The sequence below is a fragment of the Ectobacillus soli genome (genome assembly GCF_042610425.1).
In the GTDB taxonomy this organism is placed as follows: domain Bacteria; phylum Bacillota; class Bacilli; order Bacillales; family Bacillaceae_G; genus Ectobacillus.
In genome coordinates this window covers 2,148,239-2,168,764 of record NZ_JBGJZM010000001.1, presented here as the reverse complement: position 1 = coordinate 2,168,764, position 20,526 = coordinate 2,148,239, and the positions used below count along the sequence as shown (strand labels likewise).

At 40.6% G+C, this 20,526-nt stretch carries 19 protein-coding genes, 2 riboswitches and 1 other annotated feature; of the genes, 13 read left to right on the top strand and 6 right to left on the bottom strand.

The genetic code is table 11. The features are described from left to right. Positions 1-30 precede the first annotated feature (30 nt). The 3 genes from ACAN53_RS10995 (at position 31) to ACAN53_RS10985 (ending at position 3,825) form a co-directional block, all read left to right on the top strand. On the top strand, positions 31-1,524 hold the full coding sequence (locus ACAN53_RS10995; protein WP_379969875.1) for an L-lactate permease: 1,494 nt from the start codon (positions 31-33) through the stop codon (positions 1,522-1,524). 156 nt (positions 1,525-1,680) lie between these two features. Further along, the gene (locus ACAN53_RS10990) at positions 1,681-3,357 is read left to right on the top strand and encodes a PAS domain S-box protein (RefSeq protein ID WP_379969873.1); all 1,677 of its coding nucleotides are present in this window, start codon (positions 1,681-1,683) and stop codon (positions 3,355-3,357) included. 333 nt (positions 3,358-3,690) lie between these two features. Next, positions 3,691-3,825: a YrzI family small protein gene (locus tag ACAN53_RS10985; RefSeq protein WP_379969871.1), complete on the top strand. Its 135-nt coding sequence runs from the start codon at positions 3,691-3,693 to the stop codon at positions 3,823-3,825. 142 nt (positions 3,826-3,967) lie between these two features. On the opposite strand, the gene ACAN53_RS10980 is transcribed toward ACAN53_RS10985, so the two are convergent. The 3 genes from ACAN53_RS10980 to ACAN53_RS10970 all read right to left on the bottom strand — a co-directional run bounded on the left by ACAN53_RS10980 (position 3,968) and on the right by ACAN53_RS10970 (position 7,025). Beyond that, on the bottom strand, positions 3,968-4,879 hold the full coding sequence (locus ACAN53_RS10980; RefSeq protein WP_379969869.1) for a DMT family transporter: 912 nt from the start codon (positions 4,877-4,879) through the stop codon (positions 3,968-3,970). Positions 4,880-4,958: 79 nt separating this feature from the next. Next, a complete protein-coding gene (locus ACAN53_RS10975) occupies positions 4,959-6,263 on the bottom strand; it encodes a sensor domain-containing diguanylate cyclase (RefSeq protein ID WP_379969867.1) in 1,305 nt (434 codons plus the stop codon). A gap of 351 nt (positions 6,264-6,614) precedes the next feature. Continuing rightward, positions 6,615-7,025 carry an NUDIX hydrolase gene (locus tag ACAN53_RS10970; protein WP_379970312.1) on the bottom strand — a complete coding sequence of 137 codons (411 nt, stop codon included), beginning with the start codon at positions 7,023-7,025 and terminating at the stop codon, positions 6,615-6,617. 570 nt (positions 7,026-7,595) lie between these two features. Here ACAN53_RS10970 and cysK point away from each other — a divergent pair. The 5 genes from cysK to ACAN53_RS10945 all read left to right on the top strand — a co-directional run bounded on the left by cysK (position 7,596) and on the right by ACAN53_RS10945 (position 12,105). After that, complete coding sequence (gene cysK / locus ACAN53_RS10965; protein ID WP_379970311.1) at positions 7,596-8,513, top strand: cysteine synthase A; 918 nt, start codon at positions 7,596-7,598, stop codon at positions 8,511-8,513. Between the two features lie 52 nt (positions 8,514-8,565). After that, positions 8,566-9,726: an MFS transporter gene (locus tag ACAN53_RS10960; protein ID WP_379970310.1), complete on the top strand. Its 1,161-nt coding sequence runs from the start codon at positions 8,566-8,568 to the stop codon at positions 9,724-9,726. A 232-nt stretch (positions 9,727-9,958) separates the two neighbouring features. Further along, positions 9,959-10,351 carry a large conductance mechanosensitive channel protein MscL gene (gene mscL / locus ACAN53_RS10955; RefSeq protein WP_379969865.1) on the top strand — a complete coding sequence of 131 codons (393 nt, stop codon included), beginning with the start codon at positions 9,959-9,961 and terminating at the stop codon, positions 10,349-10,351. Positions 10,352-10,446: 95 nt separating this feature from the next. Continuing rightward, complete coding sequence (locus ACAN53_RS10950) at positions 10,447-11,811, top strand: aspartate kinase (protein ID WP_379969863.1); 1,365 nt, start codon at positions 10,447-10,449, stop codon at positions 11,809-11,811. Between the two features lie 132 nt (positions 11,812-11,943). Then, positions 11,944-12,105, top strand: a complete 162-nt coding sequence (locus ACAN53_RS10945; RefSeq protein WP_379969861.1) for a hypothetical protein — start codon at positions 11,944-11,946, stop codon at positions 12,103-12,105. A 182-nt stretch (positions 12,106-12,287) separates the two neighbouring features. On the opposite strand, the gene ACAN53_RS10940 is transcribed toward ACAN53_RS10945, so the two are convergent. The 3 genes from ACAN53_RS10940 to proB form a co-directional block, all read right to left on the bottom strand. Further along, positions 12,288-12,515 (bottom strand): hypothetical protein, encoded by a 228-nt coding sequence (locus ACAN53_RS10940; protein ID WP_379969859.1) that lies wholly within the window; start codon positions 12,513-12,515, stop codon positions 12,288-12,290. A 41-nt stretch (positions 12,516-12,556) separates the two neighbouring features. After that, positions 12,557-13,804 carry a glutamate-5-semialdehyde dehydrogenase gene (locus ACAN53_RS10935; RefSeq protein WP_379969857.1) on the bottom strand — a complete coding sequence of 416 codons (1,248 nt, stop codon included), beginning with the start codon at positions 13,802-13,804 and terminating at the stop codon, positions 12,557-12,559. A 173-nt stretch (positions 13,805-13,977) separates the two neighbouring features. Next, positions 13,978-15,078, bottom strand: a complete 1,101-nt coding sequence (gene proB, locus ACAN53_RS10930; RefSeq protein WP_379969855.1) for a glutamate 5-kinase — start codon at positions 15,076-15,078, stop codon at positions 13,978-13,980. Positions 15,079-15,162: 84 nt separating this feature from the next. Continuing rightward, positions 15,163-15,375, bottom strand: a binding site (T-box leader). Between the two features lie 300 nt (positions 15,376-15,675). Here proB and ACAN53_RS10925 point away from each other — a divergent pair. The 5 genes from ACAN53_RS10925 to cobJ all read left to right on the top strand — a co-directional run bounded on the left by ACAN53_RS10925 (position 15,676) and on the right by cobJ (position 20,502). Then, positions 15,676-16,359 carry a uracil-DNA glycosylase family protein gene (locus tag ACAN53_RS10925; protein ID WP_379969853.1) on the top strand — a complete coding sequence of 228 codons (684 nt, stop codon included), beginning with the start codon at positions 15,676-15,678 and terminating at the stop codon, positions 16,357-16,359. Between the two features lie 147 nt (positions 16,360-16,506). Beyond that, entirely contained in the window at positions 16,507-17,148 is a 642-nt protein-coding gene (gene bluB / locus ACAN53_RS10920) for a 5,6-dimethylbenzimidazole synthase (RefSeq protein WP_379969851.1), read from the top strand. Positions 17,149-17,230: 82 nt separating this feature from the next. Beyond that, a riboswitch (cobalamin riboswitch) is annotated at positions 17,231-17,405 on the top strand. Between the two features lie 145 nt (positions 17,406-17,550). Beyond that, positions 17,551-17,739: riboswitch (cobalamin riboswitch) on the top strand. A gap of 114 nt (positions 17,740-17,853) precedes the next feature. Beyond that, positions 17,854-18,225 (top strand): (2Fe-2S) ferredoxin domain-containing protein, encoded by a 372-nt coding sequence (locus ACAN53_RS10915; RefSeq protein WP_379969849.1) that lies wholly within the window; start codon positions 17,854-17,856, stop codon positions 18,223-18,225. Between the two features lie 10 nt (positions 18,226-18,235). Then, positions 18,236-18,928 carry a HoxN/HupN/NixA family nickel/cobalt transporter gene (locus tag ACAN53_RS10910; protein ID WP_379969847.1) on the top strand — a complete coding sequence of 231 codons (693 nt, stop codon included), beginning with the start codon at positions 18,236-18,238 and terminating at the stop codon, positions 18,926-18,928. A 2-nt stretch (positions 18,929-18,930) separates the two neighbouring features. Continuing rightward, a complete protein-coding gene (gene cobJ, locus ACAN53_RS10905) occupies positions 18,931-20,502 on the top strand; it encodes a precorrin-3B C(17)-methyltransferase (protein ID WP_379969845.1) in 1,572 nt (523 codons plus the stop codon). The last annotated feature ends 24 nt before the right edge of the window (positions 20,503-20,526 follow it).

Sequence of the window (20,526 nt, the reverse complement as noted above, 5' to 3'; positions counted from 1 at the left end):
TTGTTATTTTTTACATGGGATGGTGGTTATGTGGAAACTTTGCTAGCAATTATGCCGATTATAAGCATCTTTTTCTTTCTTTTTGTTATGAAACAAACGAGTTTACGAGCTTCCTTGCTTGCATACTTCGTTTCATTATGTATCGTACTCTCGTATCCTGCGTTTCATTTACAAGTTGGACAAATTACGCATGCAACAATGAAAGGAGCACTTATTTGTTTTATCGTCGGTTACGTTTTATTTTTTGGAATTTTATTATTTCACCTCATGAATAAAATGGGGAGTATTAGCAGTATTGCTACCTTTATTTCGTATGCGACAGGAGATCGATTGCTACAAACTCTTCTCCTTTGCTTCGGACTTTGTCCACTTATCGAGTCTGCAAGCGGCTTTGGAATCGGATTTATGATTGCAGCACCGATTTTTCTGGCGCTCGGTTATCCTCCATTACAGTCTGCTATGCTCTCATTTATCGGGTTATTAGCAAGTTCTTGGGGAGCGCTTGCCACGGGAACGATTATCGGAACGCAAATTCTAAATATGCCGTTAGCGAAAATGGGAGCGGGCACAGCGCTACTAAGTACCCCTGTTTTTGCCTATTTCATCATTGCCGCACTCTTCATCGTAGGAGGTTGGTCTGCAGTTGTGCAAAAGTGGAAAGAAAGCGTTATCTTCTTTCTGTTGTTTTCATCCTCGATTTATTTATTTAGTAAATATGTCAGTGTCGAGCTAGCTGGTATATTAGGCCCTATGATAACAACTAGCTATGGACTTTGGCTAGCAAAATCAAATGTGAATGAGAAAGCCTATGGCCAGCAAGCAGCATCCGTTGTAGGCGAACGGGAATCTATTGTTAAAATTATGAGTCCGTACTTATTTTTAACAGTATGTATTCTTCTTTCTCGGATCGTTCCAGCACTTCAGCACATATTTGTAAGCAATGCAGTTGTTGATCTGCCGGCCTTTTCTTATAAACTGCAACTTTTGTATTCGCCAGGATTTTGGCTTTTTATCACTTGTATATTCACCATTTTTTTACTTAGGATTCCGCTTCGTATTGTGAAAGAATCATTACTGCAAACGAGTAAGCAATGGATTACCTTTTTTATTACAACAACGATGTTTATTTCTGTATCCGAATTAATGGGTGCATCTGGTATGCATTCTCTGCTTGCTCAAGTAGCGGGTGATACATTTGGGAGGATGTTTCTTATAGTTGCCCCTATCATCGGAGCGGTTGGTGGGTTTTTAACAGGAAGTAATGCAGGTTCGAATGCGATGTTTATGAAGTTACAAATGCAAACGGCACGCCATATTGGATTGCCATGGGAATATATTACGATGGGGCAAAATACGAGCTCTTCCGTTGCTACGATTGCAAGTCCATCCCGAATTACGCTTGGCGCTTATATTTGCGGCATTCCATTTCGGGAAAACGAGCTACTTCGTAAAACGGCTCTATTAATTGGAGGAACGATTATTCTACTTATAGCGGAGATGATGCTATGGAGTATATTCTGGTAGGAAAAGTGAGTCGTATTTGGAATAGTAGCCACTCTATTCTATAATCGTGGCATATTTTGCTCTCCTCTGCCATAGAATGTGGTAATTCAGATCATGTTGTCGAATTGTGACAATTCCGTTACAATGATGAATAATAGAGGTAAAGGGGAGCGCAATGTGGGAAACAAAAAACTAGTTGTCTATTATGCTGTTTTTACAATTGTATGGTTTTTGTTTGTAAGCGTGCTAGAGGATGCCTCTGCGAATCGAATCCAAAATCTGTTGCTGTTTAGTAGAATTACCGATTTGATATATATTATTATTTCAGGGGGCTTTATATACTATTTACTATCAAAACAAAAGCAACTAGAAGGGCTCCATCAGGAAGAACAACGATTAAGTCATCTTATTCATTCCATGGTTGATTTTGTTACGTTTAAAGATGAGAATGGCAGATGGATCGAGACCAATGACTTTGGCGTACATTTGTTTCAGCTTGAAAATATAGATTACCGCGGTATGACGGATGCAGAACTAGGAGCGCATAACCCTTTTTTTAAAGATATTTTTTCCTACTGTGAAATTTCTGATGAAAAAACGTGGCTGGCACGTAAGAATATGCGATGTGAGGAAATTATTCCCCAGCCTAATGGGAAAACAAAAATACTAGATGTTATTAAAGCTCCCTTGTTTCATAGTAACGGAGCACGAAAAGCATTAATTGTAATTGGCCGCGATATTACGGAACAAAAAAATGCTGACAAGAAGCTCACACAAAGTGAGCAACGCTATAAATCTCTTTTTAAATACAATCCAGATGTAGTGTATATGGTCGATTTACATGGGGTTATTACGGATTTAAGTCCCCATTTTGAAGTAGTTACCGGCTTTAAAACAGAGGAATTTATCGGGAAATCCATATTGCGCATCATCGATGAAGAATATCGCAATCAGGCGATTGAAGTATTTAAGCATGTGCTAAAAAATGAAGAAGGAACGACAAATCACGAGGTACAGCTCTTACATAAAGATGGGTCCAAGCGGATATTAAATTGTACGACAGTTCCGATGATTGTAGAGAATCAACTGGTAGGTGTCATCGGCTATGGTCAAAACGTAACAGAATGGAAAAAGACCGAGGAACAACTACGCAAAGCGGAAATGCTGTCTACCGTTGGTGAGCTTGCAGCAGGAGTTGCTCATGAAATCCGCAATCCACTTACTGCCTTGCGTGGATTTGTACAACTGCTTCGTAGAAAAGATACGACGGATCCGCATTATTATGAAATTATGTTAAATGAGTTAGATCGTATTAATAATATTGTTAGTGAACTTCTCGTGTTAGCAAAACCGCAAAAAATAACATTTGAGAAAGAAGATATTCGTAGTATTGTAAAGGATGTCATGTCGCTGCTTGAAACACAGGCGAATTTTCATGGTGTAGAAATGACGAAAGAGGAAGAAAAGAATCTTCCACTTATTGATTGTGAAGGAAATCAGTTGAAGCAGCTTTTTATTAACCTAATTAAGAATTCATTTGAAGCAAATGCATCTCATGTAAAGGTGGAGATAAACCGTCAGGATGATACCCATATCGTCGTTACGGTTCGCGACAATGGAAGTGGGATTTCCCAAGAGCATTTAAAGCATTTAGGTGAGCCATTCTTATCATATAAAGAGAAAGGAACGGGACTCGGTCTTACGGTAAGTTATCGGATTATTGAGTTTCATAAAGGAAGTATTGCTTTTGACAGCAAGCTGGGGAAAGGAACGACCGCCACAGTCACTTTACCGATTTCAAATGGAGTGGGTAGCAGAAATAATAGGATTTCCAATGTTACAAGTAAGGGATAGAAATGGAAGCAGCTTTTTTGAAAAATGGGAATTTTTAGTGAAAAAAACAGTTTGCAAACCACTTTTTCATATACTATAATAGGATATGTAAGAAAAATATTCCAAAAGGAGGTCGATTAGCATGAAAACATCCATGATGTATTTCATAACATTTACAATCCGATATCAGTCGACCAATTGGCGGGAGTGCTGAAATTGCACAAATCCTTGTAAAATTACGCCGTAGGGACGATTTGTTTCTTGTGGCTTTTTCATGTAAGCCGTAGGAGCTAGAATGATCCTGCGGCTTTTTTGTGCCATTTTCAGTTATGAATGAAGGAGGGAGGAAAAACGATGCGATTACAACTGCTCATTTTTACGGTGATTATTGAAAAGCGAAAACGTACGATTGAAGAATGCAAACACGATGAACAAGTAAAACAGAAAATGAATGAACTAAAAAATCGGCACATATTTTTAAATTTATAAAATAGGTATTGATTAAAAAGAAGGGAGAGAGATGCGATGAAAAGACTGCTAATGATGCGTCGTTTAGAAATGGTGTGGATTACAGAGGTAGATTCTGGGTAGTGAAAGGGGACCTTCTGCGCGCGCGTGGGTCCCCTCTTTATTATTTCTTTCCTACAGATAAAATAAGAATGGTACTAATGATACAAATCATTCCAATCCATTCTGTGATGCCAAAGGATAGATTCAGCCAAACGATGGATACGAAGGCCGCAGATAGTGGCTCCGCACTACCAAGTACGCTCGCCTCCGAGGCACGTATATACTTTAAACTCTCCAAATACATGTAAAATGCAAGAAGGGTGCCGAACAAAACAATAAAGAGAAAGGCAAACACGGCTCCGGTCGACCATTGCCCACTGAATTGAAAAGGAGAGTGAAGGAGGCTAAGGCCAACTCCGCCAATCAACATCCCCCAGCCAACAATCGGAATAGAGCCCCATTTTACGATTAAACGATATGGATGTAGGGTATAAAAGGCAGCAGTAAGGGCTGATAATATCCCCCAAAAAATTGCCCACGTGCTTATGGATAATTGCAGTCCACCACCCTTTGTTACAAGAAAGAAGGTACCGACTAGTGCAAGCAGCACAGCCAAGCTTTCTTGAAAAGTTGGCAGACACTTTGTTCGAACGGATAGGTAGAGTGTAATAATGACAGGACTCATGTACTGAAGCAAAGTAGCAGTCGCTGCGTTGCCAGCTGTAATAGATGCAAAATATGTATACTGTACGCCAAGCATACCGAAAATGCCAAAGATAACGAGACTGTTTCGGTCCTTTTTGTCTTTCCAAATATCAAAAAAATGTTGCTTTTGTTTCGAATAATCGAAGGCAAGTAACAATATACCCGATAGCAAGAGACGAGTCCCAACAAGCCATTCCGTATTAAATCCTTGTTTTTGAAATAAAAACTGGGCAGCAGTACCTGAAATTCCCCAAAGACTTGCTGCTAAAATGACAAATACAATTCCTTTCCATCTTTCATTTGTTGCAACGATGCTGTGCGAGCCCATACATGTTTCCTCACAATCCCCTACTATTTTTATTTTCAAATTTCAGATGAAAAATCTATTGTTTTTCGTCAAATCTTTGTCAAACATATTCTGTACTGGGAGATGCACTCAGTACGACGGTATTTCGACTCCGTTGTTTCGCTACGTAGAGTGCTTTGTCTGCTCGGTCGACGAGCTGATTTGGGGATTCAGTTTGACAGGACGTAAGAGCGATTCCTACGCTAATCGTAACAAAGGGCGAAACGGTGGATGCTTTGTGGGGGATTTGCAATTGTTCTATTTTTTGACGGATTCTCTCGCCTGCTTCCAACGCTTGTATTTTGTTTGTATTAGGTAGAAGGATAACAAATTCTTCTCCGCCGTACCGAGTAACTGTTACGCCAATATGTTCGCTTACTTCTTGAAGCGCGTGAGCCACTTGTTTCAGACAGGTATCTCCTTTTACATGTCCGTAAGTATCGTTGTAACGTTTAAACTGATCGATGTCGCAAAGTATGACCCCTAGTGTCTGATTTGTTAATCTACTTTCATTACATAGTTGGTCTATGCTTGTTGAAAACGCTCTTCTATTTCCAATTCCTGTTAATTCGTCATGGAAGGAAATTTCGTTTGCTTGTTGCAATTGAGTCGTGATATTTATAATTTCTGAAATATCTTTTGTGACAGCAAATACTTCTATGCCGTCTCCTTGTTTATTTTGAATCGTTCGAAACGCCGATTCCATCCATTTGTATGAATAATCCTCGCATTTTATACGGTAGCGAACTGTATGCACTTTTGAAGTAGACATAATTCTGCGAAGCACATCCTCCACATACAAAGAATCAGATGGATGAACAAAATCAAGAAGAGATTTCTCGAGTATATCTTCCGTTTCATAGCCAAGCAGTTTTTTGCTACTAGGAGAGATATACAAAAATTCGCCTGTTTGTGAATGTTTTGATACAATGTCATTGGAATATTCAGCAAGCAGTGTAAATGTATCATTTGATCGCTTTTCCATGCGTACCATTTCGGAGATATCGACAATTTGTGAAATGAAGTAAAGCGGTACATCTTTGCTATCTTTTACAATTGCAACGTTTAAAAGAGCCCAAATAATTTTACCATTTTTATGATAATACCGTTTTATTAATTGGTAGGTATCCATTTTTCCTGCTAGCAGTTGTTTAACATAGAAGTTATCTAATTTTAGATCGTCTTCATGCGTAACATCTTGAAAGGTTATATCAAGTAATTCTTCTTCACTATAGCCGATCATTTTATAGAGAGCTGGGTTTGTCTTCAGCCATTTTCCATCTAGGCCTACTAAAGCCATCCCAATGGGTGCATGTAAAAATGCTGTAAAGAATAATCGACAGTCCGACACAATTTGTTTGTTCATAAATGTTCACCTCTTAGATGTATATATAAATTCATTTCGGAAACCATTCTGATATGTTAGATACGTATAGTTACATATTATACTTTTTTGAAGCTTACTAGTAGTAAGCTGAAACATACTACTATGATTTGTAAACAGATTAGAAGTTCTAGGTTAGAAATTTAGAGGAACACTATTTCTAGTTAGCTTTTACAGAAAAAAAGTATCGTATTTTTCAATAGTTATGTATATTGTATGTTACCATGCCGGGGTTTTTAAATCGATATAGATTTGTAATGATATTGAAAGAAAGGTGGCATCGTTTTATAGCGCAAAGGGAAAGGAAGAGGGGAATCCTTCTTCCTTTCACGACTACCGAATATACGGTCCGCCTTGCTTTTTCAAATCTTCAAATGCAGGTAGCTGCAAATGCCAAACTTCAGGTAATTCATCTAGAGGATAGAAGCGAAGCTGGAGTGTTTCGTTATTATTTTCGTGGAGGTTACCGGAAAATTCGCGCGTTGTGAACATAAATTTGACAAGGGACACTTGATCCCCATTTTGTAGGGTACGTTCAAAATTTGGACCGGAGTAGACGCCAAGTAAATCGAGTTTGCCAAGCGTAAGTCCTGTTTCTTCCCAAATTTCTCGTTTTGCGGTTTCTTCAATCGTTTCCCCAAGCTCCATATAGCCGCCCGGATGCCCCCAAAGTCCGTTGTCTGAACGTTGTTGCAACAAAACTCGGTTTTGCTCGTCCAAAATAAATACCCCAGCGACTACCATAATCACCTTGCTATGCCCAACAAAATTTCGTAGATATGAGATGTAATCTGCCACAATGAGTTCCTCCTGTAAATATTCTTGATTCTATTATAAGTTCTAAAAGTGGGATAAGAATAGAATAAATATCCAAACAGTACATTGTTTTGCAAGATACTGTTTGATATACCTTAATTCCCTTGTAATACAAGATAGTGAAGAAAGGTCTACAACATGTCATCCACACAAATGTTAAAAGGTGTTTTAGAGGGTTGTTTACTTGCGATTATTGCGGAAGGCGAAACGTACGGGTATGAAATGATTGAAAAGTTTTCCCTGCATAGGATTATGATGGTGAGTGAGGGTAGTATTTTTCCGGTTAAGGTAACCAATGAAGCATGCATCAGCGAAAATCCCAATTTATCGACTATTCGCATAAGGGATAGATTTCATCATGCCCCCCGCTTCTTTTCTATCTTCAATCTATTCCGCCAACTTCAATCCCAATCGGAAACGAATGGATTGACGGATATTCCTTACAATGATAACGTAAAAATAGTAAGTTTCTTATTTCAAATAAAAAGGATGAGAGTCATGCATATATATGAAGATATTACAGAATTGATTGGGAATACGCCTGTAGTGAAGTTAAATCGGATTACGCCAGAGGGCGCAGCTGATGTTTTTATTAAACTTGAAATGTTTAATCCCTCTGGTAGTGTAAAGGACCGTGCGGCTTATAATTTAATCGTGACGGCTGAAAAGAACGGATTGCTTTTGCCAGGAGGTACGATCATTGAACCAACGAGCGGGAATACAGGAATCGGTCTTGCGATGAATGCGGCTGCAAAAGGGTATAAAGCAATTTTGATTATGCCAGATAATAGTTCGAAGGAACGAATTCAAATTTTAAAGGCATATGGGGCTGAGGTTGTGCTTACGCCTGCAGCAGAGCGGATGCCGGGTGCGATTGCCAAGGCAAAGGAATTAAATGCACAAATTCCAAACAGCTATATTCCGCAGCAATTCGAAAATCCTGCGAATCCAGATGCACATCGTACTACTACAGCGCTTGAAATTTTAGAACAAATGGAAGGAAATCTTGATGTGTTTGTGTCAAGTGCTGGAACGGGCGGTACGATTACGGGTACAGGAGAAGTATTGAAGGAGCATTTACCTAACTTACATATTACTGTTGTTGAGCCAAAAGGATCTCCGGTTCTATCAGGCGGTAAGCCAGGTCCACATAAGCTTGTCGGCACAAGCCCAGGCTTTATTCCTTCCATATTAAATCAACATGTTTTTGATGAAATTATGCAAATTGAAGATGAAGATGCGCTTAATACGATGCGCGATTTAGCGAGAAAAGAAGGGATTCTAGTTGGTCCTTCTGCAGGTGCAACTGCCTTTGCTGCGATTGAAATCGCAAAAAAATTAGGACCAGGCAAGAGAGTATTATGTATGGCTCCTGATACAGGAGAACGGTACTTAAGTATGGGAATTTTCGGCTAAGATAAGGAGGCTTTTCGTGGAAGCGGTAAAAAAACAGATTTATTCGAATACGATGATGTATCCGATTTTATTCGCAATTAGTGCGGGACATTTGTTAAATGACACCATGCAAGCCGTCGTGCCAGCGGCGTTTCCAATTTTAGAGAATACGATGAATCTTTCGTATGTACAAATAGGTGGGATTGCGTTTGCGCTGAATATGACTTCATCTATTATGCAGCCAGTGTTTGGCTCGTATACGGATAAAAAGCCATCGCCCTTTTTGTTGCCACTTGGGATGTTATCGAGTTTACTAGGCATCGCCGGCTTGGCATTTGCACCAAATTTTATTTTCGTGTTACTGTCCGTTTTGTTTATTGGACTCGGATCTGCTGTGTTTCACCCAGAAGGAGCGCGGGTAGCATTTATGGCAGCGGGCAATAAGCGCGGACTTGCACAAAGCATTTATCAAGTTGGTGGAAATACGGGTAATGCGCTTGCACCAATGATTACGGTGTTAATATTTGTTCCGTTCGGTCAAAGAGGGGCATTATCCTTTACCGTTCTTGCGGCAATTGGAATCGCCATTTTGTTCTATGTATCTACTTGGTATCGCAAGGAATTACTTGCAGGAGCAAAGCGGGCGAAGAAAAAACTGGAAGATGGCACAGACAAGATAAGTAGAGAAGTAAAGGTTGCAATCTTTCTCCTTGTTTTCCTTGTTTTCGCTCGCTCATGGTACGGAGCTGGCATTAGTAATTTTTATCAGTTTTATTTAATCAAGCATTATGGGTTGTCGATTCAACACGCGCAGTATTTTGTCTTTGCTTTTATGATTGCGGGTGTATTCGGAACATTCTTCGGAGGTCCGCTTGCTGACCGGTTTGGAAAGCGTAATATTATTATGGCTTCTTTGCTCGGAGCAGCGCCGCTTGCCTTGGTATTACCGTACGCACCACTGACCGTGGTTATTCCTTTGTTTCTTGCAATTGGCTTTATTTTATCAAGTAGCTTTAGTGTAACGGTCGTGTATGCACAGGAACTTCTTCCTGGTAAAATTGGCGTAGCTTCTGGACTGATCGTCGGCCTTGCCTTTGGAATGGGCGCGCTCGGAGCAGTTGCACTCGGAAAGCTTGCTGATATATATGGTTTAACATTTATTATGATTCTATGTAGCTTTTTACCTTTGCTCGGCGTTTTATCGTGGAAACTACCAAATGATCGCCGTGCCTAATAGAATAAACAATCGCTTAGCGGGGGCCACTGAAACAGTACTGTGTTTCAGTGGCCTTATTTATGAGTTAGGAATGGAGTAATCTAGCAGGAATCGTGCCCGCAAAGATAAGTTTCTATCTCACCTATTCTTCGAAGTCCATGCTTTTTTAGTTCATACCAAATAATAAGTAGTGCAATACTTTTCTTTCTTTGTATAATAATAGCAGGTTATATAGAAGAGAGGGATTATCATGTGGAATGATTTTAAAAAGTTTGCGTTAAAAGGAAATGTTGTTGATTTAGCAGTCGGGGTTATTATCGGGGCAGCATTTGGGAAAATTGTTACTTCTCTTGTAAATGATATGATTATGCCAATAGTTGGACTTCTTCTAGGTGGTATTAATTTTACTGATTTGCAATTTACCATTGGGAAAGCCTCTATTAAATACGGAAGCTTCTTGCAAACAGTGGTTGACTTCTTTATTGTAGCGTTCTCTATTTTTCTTTTCATACGCGTATTACAGCAGCTAAAGAGAGAAAAACCAGTTGAAGTAGAAGAACCAAAGCAACCGAAAGAGGAACAACTGTTGGAAGAAATACGAGACTTGTTACAAGCGAGTGCAGGTAGAGAGTCGGAACGATAGGGTTATAGAACAAAAAATGATTGCAACTTTATACAAGACAAGCGATAATGAAATTTATATGTATTAAGACTATTCAGTAATTGGTGGGGATGAATGTGAAGGTAATTAAGTTCGGGGGATCTTCCGTAGCCTCTGGTGAACAAATTGAAAAGGTATTTCGTATTGTGACAGATGACCCAGAACGAAAGGTTGTCGTTGTATCAGCTCCAGGTAAACGGTATAAAGGGGATACAAAGGTCACAGATCTTTTAATACAATGTGCAGAGCAAATGCTGGAAACGAGCGATGCAAAGGAAGCGTTTGAAGCAGTAATTGAACGGTATCGTGATATTGCAACGTATTTACAATTAGGAGAATCGATTGTAGAGGAACTTTCTATGCACTTAGCAGGGCTTCTAAACAGTGATCGAAGCAATCCGGAATCGTTCACCGATAGTATTAAGGCAAACGGGGAAGATAGTAGCGCAAAGCTTGTTGCTGCTTATTTCCAAAAGCAAGGAATCGAAGCACAGTATGTGAATCCGAAGGACGCAGGCTTACTCGTGAGTGATGAGCCTGGAAATGCACAAGTATTGCCGCAATCGTATGACAATTTACTTGCGCTTCGGGACCGCAAAGGGATTGTCATTTTTCCAGGATTTTTCGGCTATTCCGAGAGCGGTAAGATTGTTACGTTCTCACGTGGCGGCTCTGATATTACGGGTTCCATTCTTGCAAATGGTGTGAAAGCAGACGTATATGAAAACTTTACAGACGTTGATGCTGTTTATGCAGTGAATCCAAACTTTATTGACCATCCAAGTGAAATTAAAGAATTAACGTATCAAGAAATGCGTGAGCTTTCGTATGCAGGCTTTGCCGTATTCCACGACGAAGCGTTAATTCCAGCCTTTCGCGCAGGGATTCCGGTAAACATTCGCAATACGAATAATCCGTCAGCACCAGGTACGTATATTTTGGCAAAGCGCAAGCAGTCAAACGGACCTGTTGTTGGGATTGCCAGTGATGATGGTTTTTGTAGCATAAATGTAAGTAAATATTTGTTGCACCGTGAAATTGGCTTTGGACGTCGTTTGCTTCAAATTTTAGAAGATTTCGGTGTTTCGTATGAACATACACCTTCTGGAATTGATGATATTTCTGTCATTATTCGTCAAGATCAGATTGGTGAAGGCAAAGAAGAAGCAATCATTCAGCGTATTTATGAAGAACTGGAAGTAGATAATGTTACGATTGATCATGATTTATCGATGGTTATGATCGTTGGCGAGGGTATGATTAGCACAGTTGGTACGATGGCGAAGGCCACAGGTGCACTTGCTGCTGCCCGTGTCAATCTTGAAATGATTAACCAAGGATCTTCAGAAGTAAGTATGATGTTTGGTGTTCATAGTGTCGATGAGAAAAAAGCAGTCCAAGCTTTGTATGAAGCATTCTTTACAGTAAGCCAAGTGAAATAACATAGTGTAAATAAAAATGACTTCGTTGATAACAGCTGAAGTCATTTTTATTTTCAATTGACAAATAGGATAGAATATTTTATAATTATCAGAATATTAAAAAATTAATCAGAGAAACGGGAGGGGATGGCATTGTTGCAGGAAAAAAGAGGCTTGGCTGTATTGCTTACTAAAATTACGAAAAGGTTCGATTACTACTGGGCAAGCGATCCCCGTGCAGTGAGAAAAATAGGATTCAAAGAAGTATGTAAGGAGGATGTACGCCAACAGGCTTATATCTTACTTAAGTACTAGTATAGATTGACTAGGTAAGGCAGATTCATCTTAGGATGGGTCTGATTTTTATTGGAATCACATAATGGCGGGTGCACTGAAGTTTGGATCGCAAAGTGTCGAATACGGACCGCATCCGAATACACTCACATTCCAAACGAAACAAGGATGACGCAAGCAAGCATCATCCTTCGGGAAAAACCTTAATCCTTCTCCGATTCATCCATATTTTCTAAAATATGCTTTAATCTTTCGCCTGCGTCTTCTTCGGTGTCGTTTGTGTAGCCCATGAATCCCCAATCTTTTGAGTCGAGCCATTTGGTGAATTCATCTAAAAATTCATCATGCGTTACATCTACATTTACAATGGATCCTTCAATGGAGATAGTTCTGTTTTTTGCAATATTCATTCGAAATGATTTTCTTACCATCACTTTGGCCTCCATAGTAAATAAATGAGGGGGAGCTAGTTCTACTCCCGTATTTGTCCGTTTCCATAAATTTTATATTTCGTTGTGGTGAGTACTGGTAACCCCATTGGTCCGCGAGCGTGAAGCTTTTGCGTGCTAATGCCGATTTCTGCACCGAAGCCGAATTCGAAGCCGTCGGTAAAGCGAGTAGATGCATTGTGATAAAGAGCGGCAGCATCAATTTCATTAAAAAACTGTGCAACGTGCTCATCATTTTCTGTAATAATCGCTTCTGAGTGCTTGGAGCCGTAATGGTTAATATGCTGGATGGCCTCTTCTACTGATGAGACAATTTTTACAGCTAGTGTTAAGGATAAAAATTCATATAAGTAGTCATCCTCGGTTGCAGGAAGGATGCTGCTATCAATTGCGCGTGCCTTTTCATCACCGCGTAGCTCTATACCACGGTCATGTAGCGTTTCAAATAATGTTTTTCCGTATTTCTTCGTCCATGCTTCGTGTAAAACAATCGTTTCGATGGCGTTACAAACGGAAGGACGCTGTGTTTTTGCATTAATAATAATAGCAGTTGCCATTTCAAAATCTGCTGTTTCATCGACGAATACATGGCAATTGCCAGCTCCTGTTTCGATAACGGGAACAGATGCCTCCCGAACAACGGTATCAATTAATTGTTTTCCCCCGCGCGGAATAAGAACGTCCAGATAGTCATTTAAGGTGAACAATTCCTTTGCGCTATTCCGAGATGTATCTTCGATAAGTTGTACGCTATCAACTGGCAGTGCTGTTTTCGCAATGGCCCGGCGCAGAACGGTAACAATGGCTTTATTTGAATAAATGGCAGATGAGCTTCCGCGAAGGAGTGCCGCGTTACCTGTTTTCAGACAAAGTGTTGCTGCATCAACAGTTACGTTTGGACGAGCTTCGTAAATCATACCGACAACACCGAGTGGTACCGTTACTTGTTTAATCGTAAGACCGTTTGGACGTTTGATTGTGGATATCGTTTTGCCGACAGGGTCTGGCAAGTCAATCAACTGACGAATTCCTTCCGCCATTCCAGCTAGACGTTCCTCTGTTAAGCGAAGACGATCTAGCATAGAAGAAGACATTCCTTTTTCTTTGCCTGCAGTTAAATCCTTTTCATTTTCTTGTAAAATATAAGACGTTTCTGACGCCAATGCATCCGCAATAGCAGAGAGTGCCGCGTTTTTTTGTTCGGTTGTTTTTGTCACGAATTGCTGTGCGGCTACTTTTGCAAGTTTTCCTTTTTCCACTACTTCACTCATTTTGCGTGCCCCCTTATTTTATCCCGCATTAACGGGGCAGTAAGACCCCCACGTTAAGACATTAGAAAATCAGAAAAGGCTAAGTGGGGGTCTAACTGCCCGTAAAAGCCCGATTGGTTCAACTAACCATCAGTGGGGGATGAAGAAAACCCCCCACTGATGGAAGTTTCACTTTATAAAGTAACCCAATTGTCACGGTGAATGACTTCGTAGCTGTGCCGTTCTTCCTGCTGCATAATTTCAAAGCTTTGTTTCCCTTTGACTTGTTCTAGTTCGTATGCTGAATATTGTACTTGCCCTCTGCCAATGATGGTTCCCTTTGGACCGAGAACTTCCACAACATCGCCAGGTACAAAGTTACCTTCCACTGTCGTCACTCCTGCAGGCAGGAGGCTTTTTCCGTTCTGGACAACGGCTCTGGCTGCGCCGGTGTCAATCGAAATACGGCCGCGAATAATGGAATGCAGGGAGATCCATTGTTTATTCGTATTTACTGTTTTTTGTTCTGTATGGCCGATGTACGTACCGTCTCCTTTACCAAGAAGGATGTCTAGTAATTTATCTTCGCCTTGCCCCGTTCCGATAAACACGTTTACACCAAGTGAAACGGCTGTTTTGGCGGCATCAATCTTTGATTTCATGCCCCCTGTGCCAACTTTTGTGCCTGAGCCTTTTGCTAGCGCAGCGATTTCATCCGTAATGGAAGGAAGATAGGAAAACCGCTTCGCATCTGGATTGTCTCTTGGATTGCTATCATATAGGCCGTTTACATCTGTTAAAATGATGAGCATATCTGCGTACACAAGGCCACTAACGAGTGCAGAAAGCATATCATTATCACCAAATGTGAGTTCTACGAGAGATACTGAGTCATTTTCGTTAATAATTGGCAATGCATGACGATCGAGTAGCTCCGACAATGCTGCATATGCATTGCTATATTGTTCTTTTCGTGAAAAATCACTTCTCGTTAAAAGTAGCTGAGCTGTGATAATACTATGTTTCTGAAATTCTGCTGTATATGCTTGCATTAACAATCCTTGTCCAACTGCTGCTGCCGCTTGCTTGCCTTTCATCGTCACAGGCCGAGTTGGATAGCCAAGTGCTGCAAAGCCAGCTGCAACTGCACCCGATGTAATAAGTACCACATCATGACCCATAGCTTTAAGCTTTGCAATAGCTGCCACATGATCGGCTAGCTTCTCCATACAAACTCCGTTAGTTGTTGTCAGCGAGCTGCTTCCAATTTTCACAACGATCCGTTGCCGTTTCACCTATATTCCCTCCATCTTCATCAAAAACGCGCGTACCAGAGTATTTTCTGTTTCTATGCAAAAAAGACCCTCCCATCCTTTCTATGAAAGGACGGAAGAGTCATCGTTCCGCGGTACCACCTTACTTGGTGTAATCATTACACCCACTTTCACCTGTAACGTCGGTGCTACGCCATGGCTTTCGCCTAGGACTCCAAGGTAGGTTCAGCAAATTCAAAGGTGAGGAATCTTACAGCCGGTGGATTCCATTCTCTATCACCTGAAAGGTGCTTACTATTCCTTTTCTCACGTTTTTCCTTGTATCTACTTGACGTTATTATGCACTAGAAAAAGAGGGAATGTCAAGATAAGAAGGTACGATTGAATTAGTAAGCAAAATGAAGTCACATTCTACATAATTCCAGGATTTTTACCATGAAATAAACAGAAATGTCAACCTAATTTCGTATTAAGTTATCATTTCAAATTTAGACCTTCTTTTACATGATTCCTAATTTTGTAAAAATAGTTTTAGATTTGGTGTATTTCTCTTTTACCTCTATATGTTTATATTATAATACCTTTGAAGTTGAATACAGAGAAAAGGGGAGATGAAGAATGGATCAGATTATTGAAGAACATTTTAATTTTTTGAGAGATGCAAGGAAAAATCGAAGGATTATGAAAACATTAGAAGAGAGGAACATTTCTATTATTGCGGATTGTGAAGAATTTAAGGAATTAGCAAAACAATTTTACGCCTTGTATTATAAGCCTCAAGCTGAAAAACGAATTGCGTTAGTCGGCATGAATCCTAACAACCGCGCTAGTAAAACAGGTGTACCATTTCTAGATTTTAAGTCGCTATCGGTGTTACTAGGAAACGTCCCTCGTACTACATCTGAAGTCAGCTCACAATTTATCTACAGTATCATCCAACATTTCGGTCCAACAGCATTCTTTCAGCATGTATATATGACAAATCTATCCTGGTTTGGTTTCCAACGGCATCGGAGTGCTTTTCATTACTATGATTTAGCTGGATGGGTAGCAAAATTGTTTACCAAAGGATTTATTAAAGAAATGAATTTGCTCATGCCAAGCTACATTATACCAGTTAGTAGGAAAGTAGAGGAAACACTTTACGAAATGAAAGAGGATGGGCGTCTCCCTCAGGATATCAAAATTGCAGAGCGTATCCCTCACCCATATTGGTGCTCTATGCCACAAAATATAGAACAAGGGCGGGAAAAATATATCAATGTTATTACGCAGTTTATAGAACAAGGAAGAATACAATAGTATAGAGTAGCCTGAGTCTGATTTCACGGGGCTCAGGCTGTTTTGATTTCAAAAGAAAAAAACCTCATACAAGATAAAGGATTGCATTAGGGAAATATGTAATCTAATATAGGTGAGATGTTATACTAGAAAAGAGGGGATGGTTTAATGATTGGAGATTCAGTTGAAAAAGATGCGGTATACAATGTGATTTATAGAAGGAGAGATGTACGTAGTTTTCTCCCAAATCCGATACCAGAAGATGCAGTCGAGCGGATTTTGCAAGCGGCGCATCATGCTCCTTCGGTAGGGTTTATGCAGCCATGGAATTTTATTATGGTTACGTCTTCGCCCGTGAAAGAGAAATTAGCATGGGCAGCGGAGAAGGAAAGGAAAGCGCTTTCGATTCATTACGAAGATGAACGTTCAGCCAAGTTCTTGGAATTGAAAATAGAAGGAATCAAACAAGCTCCGCTCACGATTTGTGTGACATGCGATCCGACGCGAGGTGGTTCTCATGTTCTTGGGAGAAATTCGATTCCAGAGACGGATATATTATCGACAGCATGCGCCATTGAAAATATGTGGCTAGCTTCATGTGCAGAAGGATTGGCGATGGGATGGGTTAGCTTTTATAAGAAAAATGATGTGCGCGATATTTTGCATATTCCGCCTCATATTGATCCGGTTGCCTTGCTTTCCATTGGGTATACTGAGGATTATCCGAAGCAACCTATTTTAGAGACGGCTAATTGGGAAAAGCGCCGCAGTCTTGCCGATTTAATTTTTCATGAAACATGGGGGAATTAACAGCAATTGTAAAAAAATGTTGAAAAGTCAAACAATTTGCGGTATCATGACTACAAACAAGAATTGTTTTAAAAGTGAATAGTTTCAGCGATAAAATAAGATGCCACAAAGGCTTAATAGGGAATCCGTGAAAAAACGGAACTGTACCCGCAACTGTATGTGTGGACGAAATAGGTGAACCACTGTAATGAATACGGGAAGGACCTAAAGTAGGAAGATGCACGAGTCAGGAGACCTGTCTTAGTTCTATAAGTTTCAAATTCTTCGGGGATTGAGAAGGTGAAGCGACAGCATTGATAAAGGTTTGTATGCGCTTACCTTTCCGAGCTTTCGTTTCAGTCACTCATGAATAGTTGAGTGGCTTATTTGTTTTGGAAGAGAAAATAGTAAATTTACAATTGAATAGAATGATAGAAATGAGGTACGCGGTGATTTACAAGCTGCGTTTAAAAGGGAAGATGGTGAAAATCCATCACGGTACCCGCCACTGTAAAGGGGAGTTTTGTTGTACATGTCACTGAGCGATGCTTGGGAAGACGCAATGAAATGATGAACCTAAGTCAGGAGACCTGCCTTGTTTTTGGCTTACTTAAACTTACGGGAGTATGGGTGGAAGTGCTGACTAAAATGCTGTAGCAATCGTATTTATTCGCACCCCTATCCGTTGATAGGGGTGCTTTTTTTAGTGTAGAAAGGAGAGTTGCTATGACGACTTGGAACCTAACAGGAACGAAGCATCACGTATTGGTTTGTAACGGAAGTAGCTGTATGAGAAAAGGAGGAGAGGAGGTAACGCAGGCGATTCGTGGTGAGATTACGAAAATTGGGGCTGATGCTCTTATACATACAACAAGAACAAGGTGCAATGGAAGATGCAAGGATGCTCCTATTGTCATCGCCTACCCGCAAGGAACTTGGTACAAGGAAGTAGACGAAATAATTGGAAGACAGATTGTGCAGCAACTTGCCTCTGGCAATGTACTAGATGAAGCAGTTCTCTATCATTATGAGGAGGATGGCTTTATCCCTCTAGTAGGTTCAAAAAGTGAAGCTGGCATATTGAAATCAAATAATTGAGGTGTTTCGTTTGGAATGGATTGCGTTTACTTGCTTAACAATTTTACTTGGAATGAAGCATGGTATGGATGGTGATCATGTGGCAGCCATTGCCGATATGGTTGGAAGTGCAGGACAGAAACGCAAGCAAGTGTCACTTGGTGTCATGTATGCCTTTGGTCATGGATTCATCGTCTTTCTCATTGGTCTCCTATCCTTATTTTTAGGGGTAGAATTGTCGAAAGCTTCAAGGGAAGCATTAGAGCTATTGGTTAGCCTTTCCTTGCTTGTACTAGGAACGTATATGTTGATTACGATGGTTTGGCAAAGACAAGATTATGTTTATAAAAGCAGGTTCAGAATTGTATATGAATTATTTGCACGAAATAAAAGGGAAAACAGAGTATCTACAACACAGTTTGGGATGATTGGCGCCTTTATAATTGGCATCATTCATGGCATTGGGGTAGAAAGTCCGACTCAAATCGTCATCTTAACAAATGCGGTCGGCGTGCATCATATCTCGTCTGCGATGCTGCAACTCATTTTATTTGTTGTTGGATTGTTGATTTCCACAATTACGATTGCCTTATGTTTTTCATGGGGTTTTATGAAGACGATAGCAAGACAACGACTTTACTTCATTTTAGGTTCTGTTACGGGCATATATAGCATAGGTCTGGGAGTTTCCATGCTTCTAGCCTATTGGAAAGGCGGCGCATGAGCGTGAAAGGAAAAGTAGCAGTTATTGGGTTTGGCCCAGGAAGTAGCGAGCATATTACGAAACGGGCAAAGGAAGCAATTGGGGAATGTGACATCGTTATTGGTTATAAAACATATGTCGATTTGATAGAAGGATTATTAGTAGGACAGACGATTGTGAGCACTGGTATGACAGAAGAAGTAAGCCGGGCGCAAGAAGCGGTAAGACAAGCTGAGCAGGGCAAGAATGTTGCTGTTATTTCAAGCGGTGATGCCGGTGTGTACGGGATGGCGGGTCTTGTTTATGAAGTTCTTCTAGGGGCTGGATGGCGAAAGGAAACCGGCGTTGAGGTTGAAATTATTCCAGGTATTTCGGCGATTAATTCCTGTGCTTCATTGCTCGGAGCACCGATTATGCATGATGCATGCACGATTAGCTTAAGCGATCATTTAACGCCTTGGACTTTGATTGAAAAGAGAATTGATGCGGCGGCGCAGGCTGACTTTGTCATTGCCTTTTATAATCCGAAAAGCGGGAGAAGAACGAGACAAATTGAAGAGGCACAGCGGATCTTACTAAAGTATCGCTCGCCAAATACGCCGGTCGGCCTTGTGAAAAGTGCGTATCGTGACCGGCAAGATGTTGTTATTACAAACCTTGCAAACATGCTAGAACATGAAATTGGGATGCTTACAACGGTGATTGTCGGAAATTCATCGACGTTTGTCTATGATAATCTCATGATTACCCCGCGCGGCTACCAACGAAAGTATACGCTAGATCAAACCGAGCAAAAGCTTGCGCCGCATAAGCGTCTGCAAAAGGAAGCAGAGCCTTGGTCATTGAATCAAGTTAAGATGTCTCCACATGAATTAGCAGAAGAGGCGCTGCAAGCTGTTTCGGGGGAAATCGATAATGAAAAGTCATTTATCCAGCAACCAATTACATCCTTATTAGAGCTCGCTGTAAGTCCAGGTGTTGCTAATAAGAAATTTACAGCACAGCAGATGATGACACTTGCCGAGCTAGTATCGGACGAAGGCACGATGGAATATACACCGGATCATGCGATCAAGCTTGTGATTCCAACCGATAATCCGAATTCAATTACAACTACTTTACAGGAAGCAGGCTTTTTACTGTCACCGATAGGGGAGGTGCTAACAGTTAAGGCATGCGACTTTTGCGATGGAGACAAAAAGGATAGCATTCCCTATGCTGAAGAAATTCAAACAAAGCTAGGAGGAATACAGCTACCGAAAGAGCTGAAAATTGGCTTCAATGGCTGTGCCATGGCGTGTTATGGTGCTGTGAAGGAAGATATCGGAATCGTTTTTCGAAGAGGAGCCTTTGATTTGTTTTTAGGTGCAAAAACAACCGGACGAAATGCACATTCAGGCCAGATTGTTGCAGAAGGAATTGCACCTGACAAAATTGTCGGTATTGTAGAAGCAATCGTACAGGAATATAAGGAGAAAGGTTATCCGAACGAACGCTTTTACAAATTCTTTAAACGCGTTAAGAATGTACAGGGCTTCGAGTTTCAGGATATGACGCCGAATTTGAAAATAGAAGAACCGGCTTGCGGAGAGTAAGTAGGAAAAATAAGGGGGAAGATG

Excerpts from the sequence above, each read along its gene's own strand:
- ACAN53_RS10985 (WP_379969871.1), top strand. The coding sequence starts at position 3,691 with ATGCGATTACAACTGCTCATTTTTACGGTGATTATTGAAAAGCGAAAA.
- ACAN53_RS10980 (WP_379969869.1), bottom strand. The coding sequence starts at position 4,879 with ATGGGCTCGCACAGCATCGTTGCAACAAATGAAAGATGGAAAGGAATT.
- ACAN53_RS10975 (WP_379969867.1), bottom strand. The coding sequence starts at position 6,263 with ATGAACAAACAAATTGTGTCGGACTGTCGATTATTCTTTACAGCATTT.
- ACAN53_RS10970 (WP_379970312.1), bottom strand. The coding sequence starts at position 7,025 with ATGGTAGTCGCTGGGGTATTTATTTTGGACGAGCAAAACCGAGTTTTG.
- cysK (WP_379970311.1), top strand. The coding sequence starts at position 7,596 with ATGCATATATATGAAGATATTACAGAATTGATTGGGAATACGCCTGTA.
- ACAN53_RS10960 (WP_379970310.1), top strand. The coding sequence starts at position 8,566 with ATGATGTATCCGATTTTATTCGCAATTAGTGCGGGACATTTGTTAAAT.
- mscL (WP_379969865.1), top strand. The coding sequence starts at position 9,959 with ATGTGGAATGATTTTAAAAAGTTTGCGTTAAAAGGAAATGTTGTTGAT.
- ACAN53_RS10940 (WP_379969859.1), bottom strand. The coding sequence starts at position 12,515 with ATGGTAAGAAAATCATTTCGAATGAATATTGCAAAAAACAGAACTATC.
- ACAN53_RS10935 (WP_379969857.1), bottom strand. The coding sequence starts at position 13,804 with ATGAGTGAAGTAGTGGAAAAAGGAAAACTTGCAAAAGTAGCCGCACAG.
- ACAN53_RS10925 (WP_379969853.1), top strand. The coding sequence starts at position 15,676 with ATGGATCAGATTATTGAAGAACATTTTAATTTTTTGAGAGATGCAAGG.
- bluB (WP_379969851.1), top strand. The coding sequence starts at position 16,507 with ATGATTGGAGATTCAGTTGAAAAAGATGCGGTATACAATGTGATTTAT.
- ACAN53_RS10915 (WP_379969849.1), top strand. The coding sequence starts at position 17,854 with ATGACGACTTGGAACCTAACAGGAACGAAGCATCACGTATTGGTTTGT.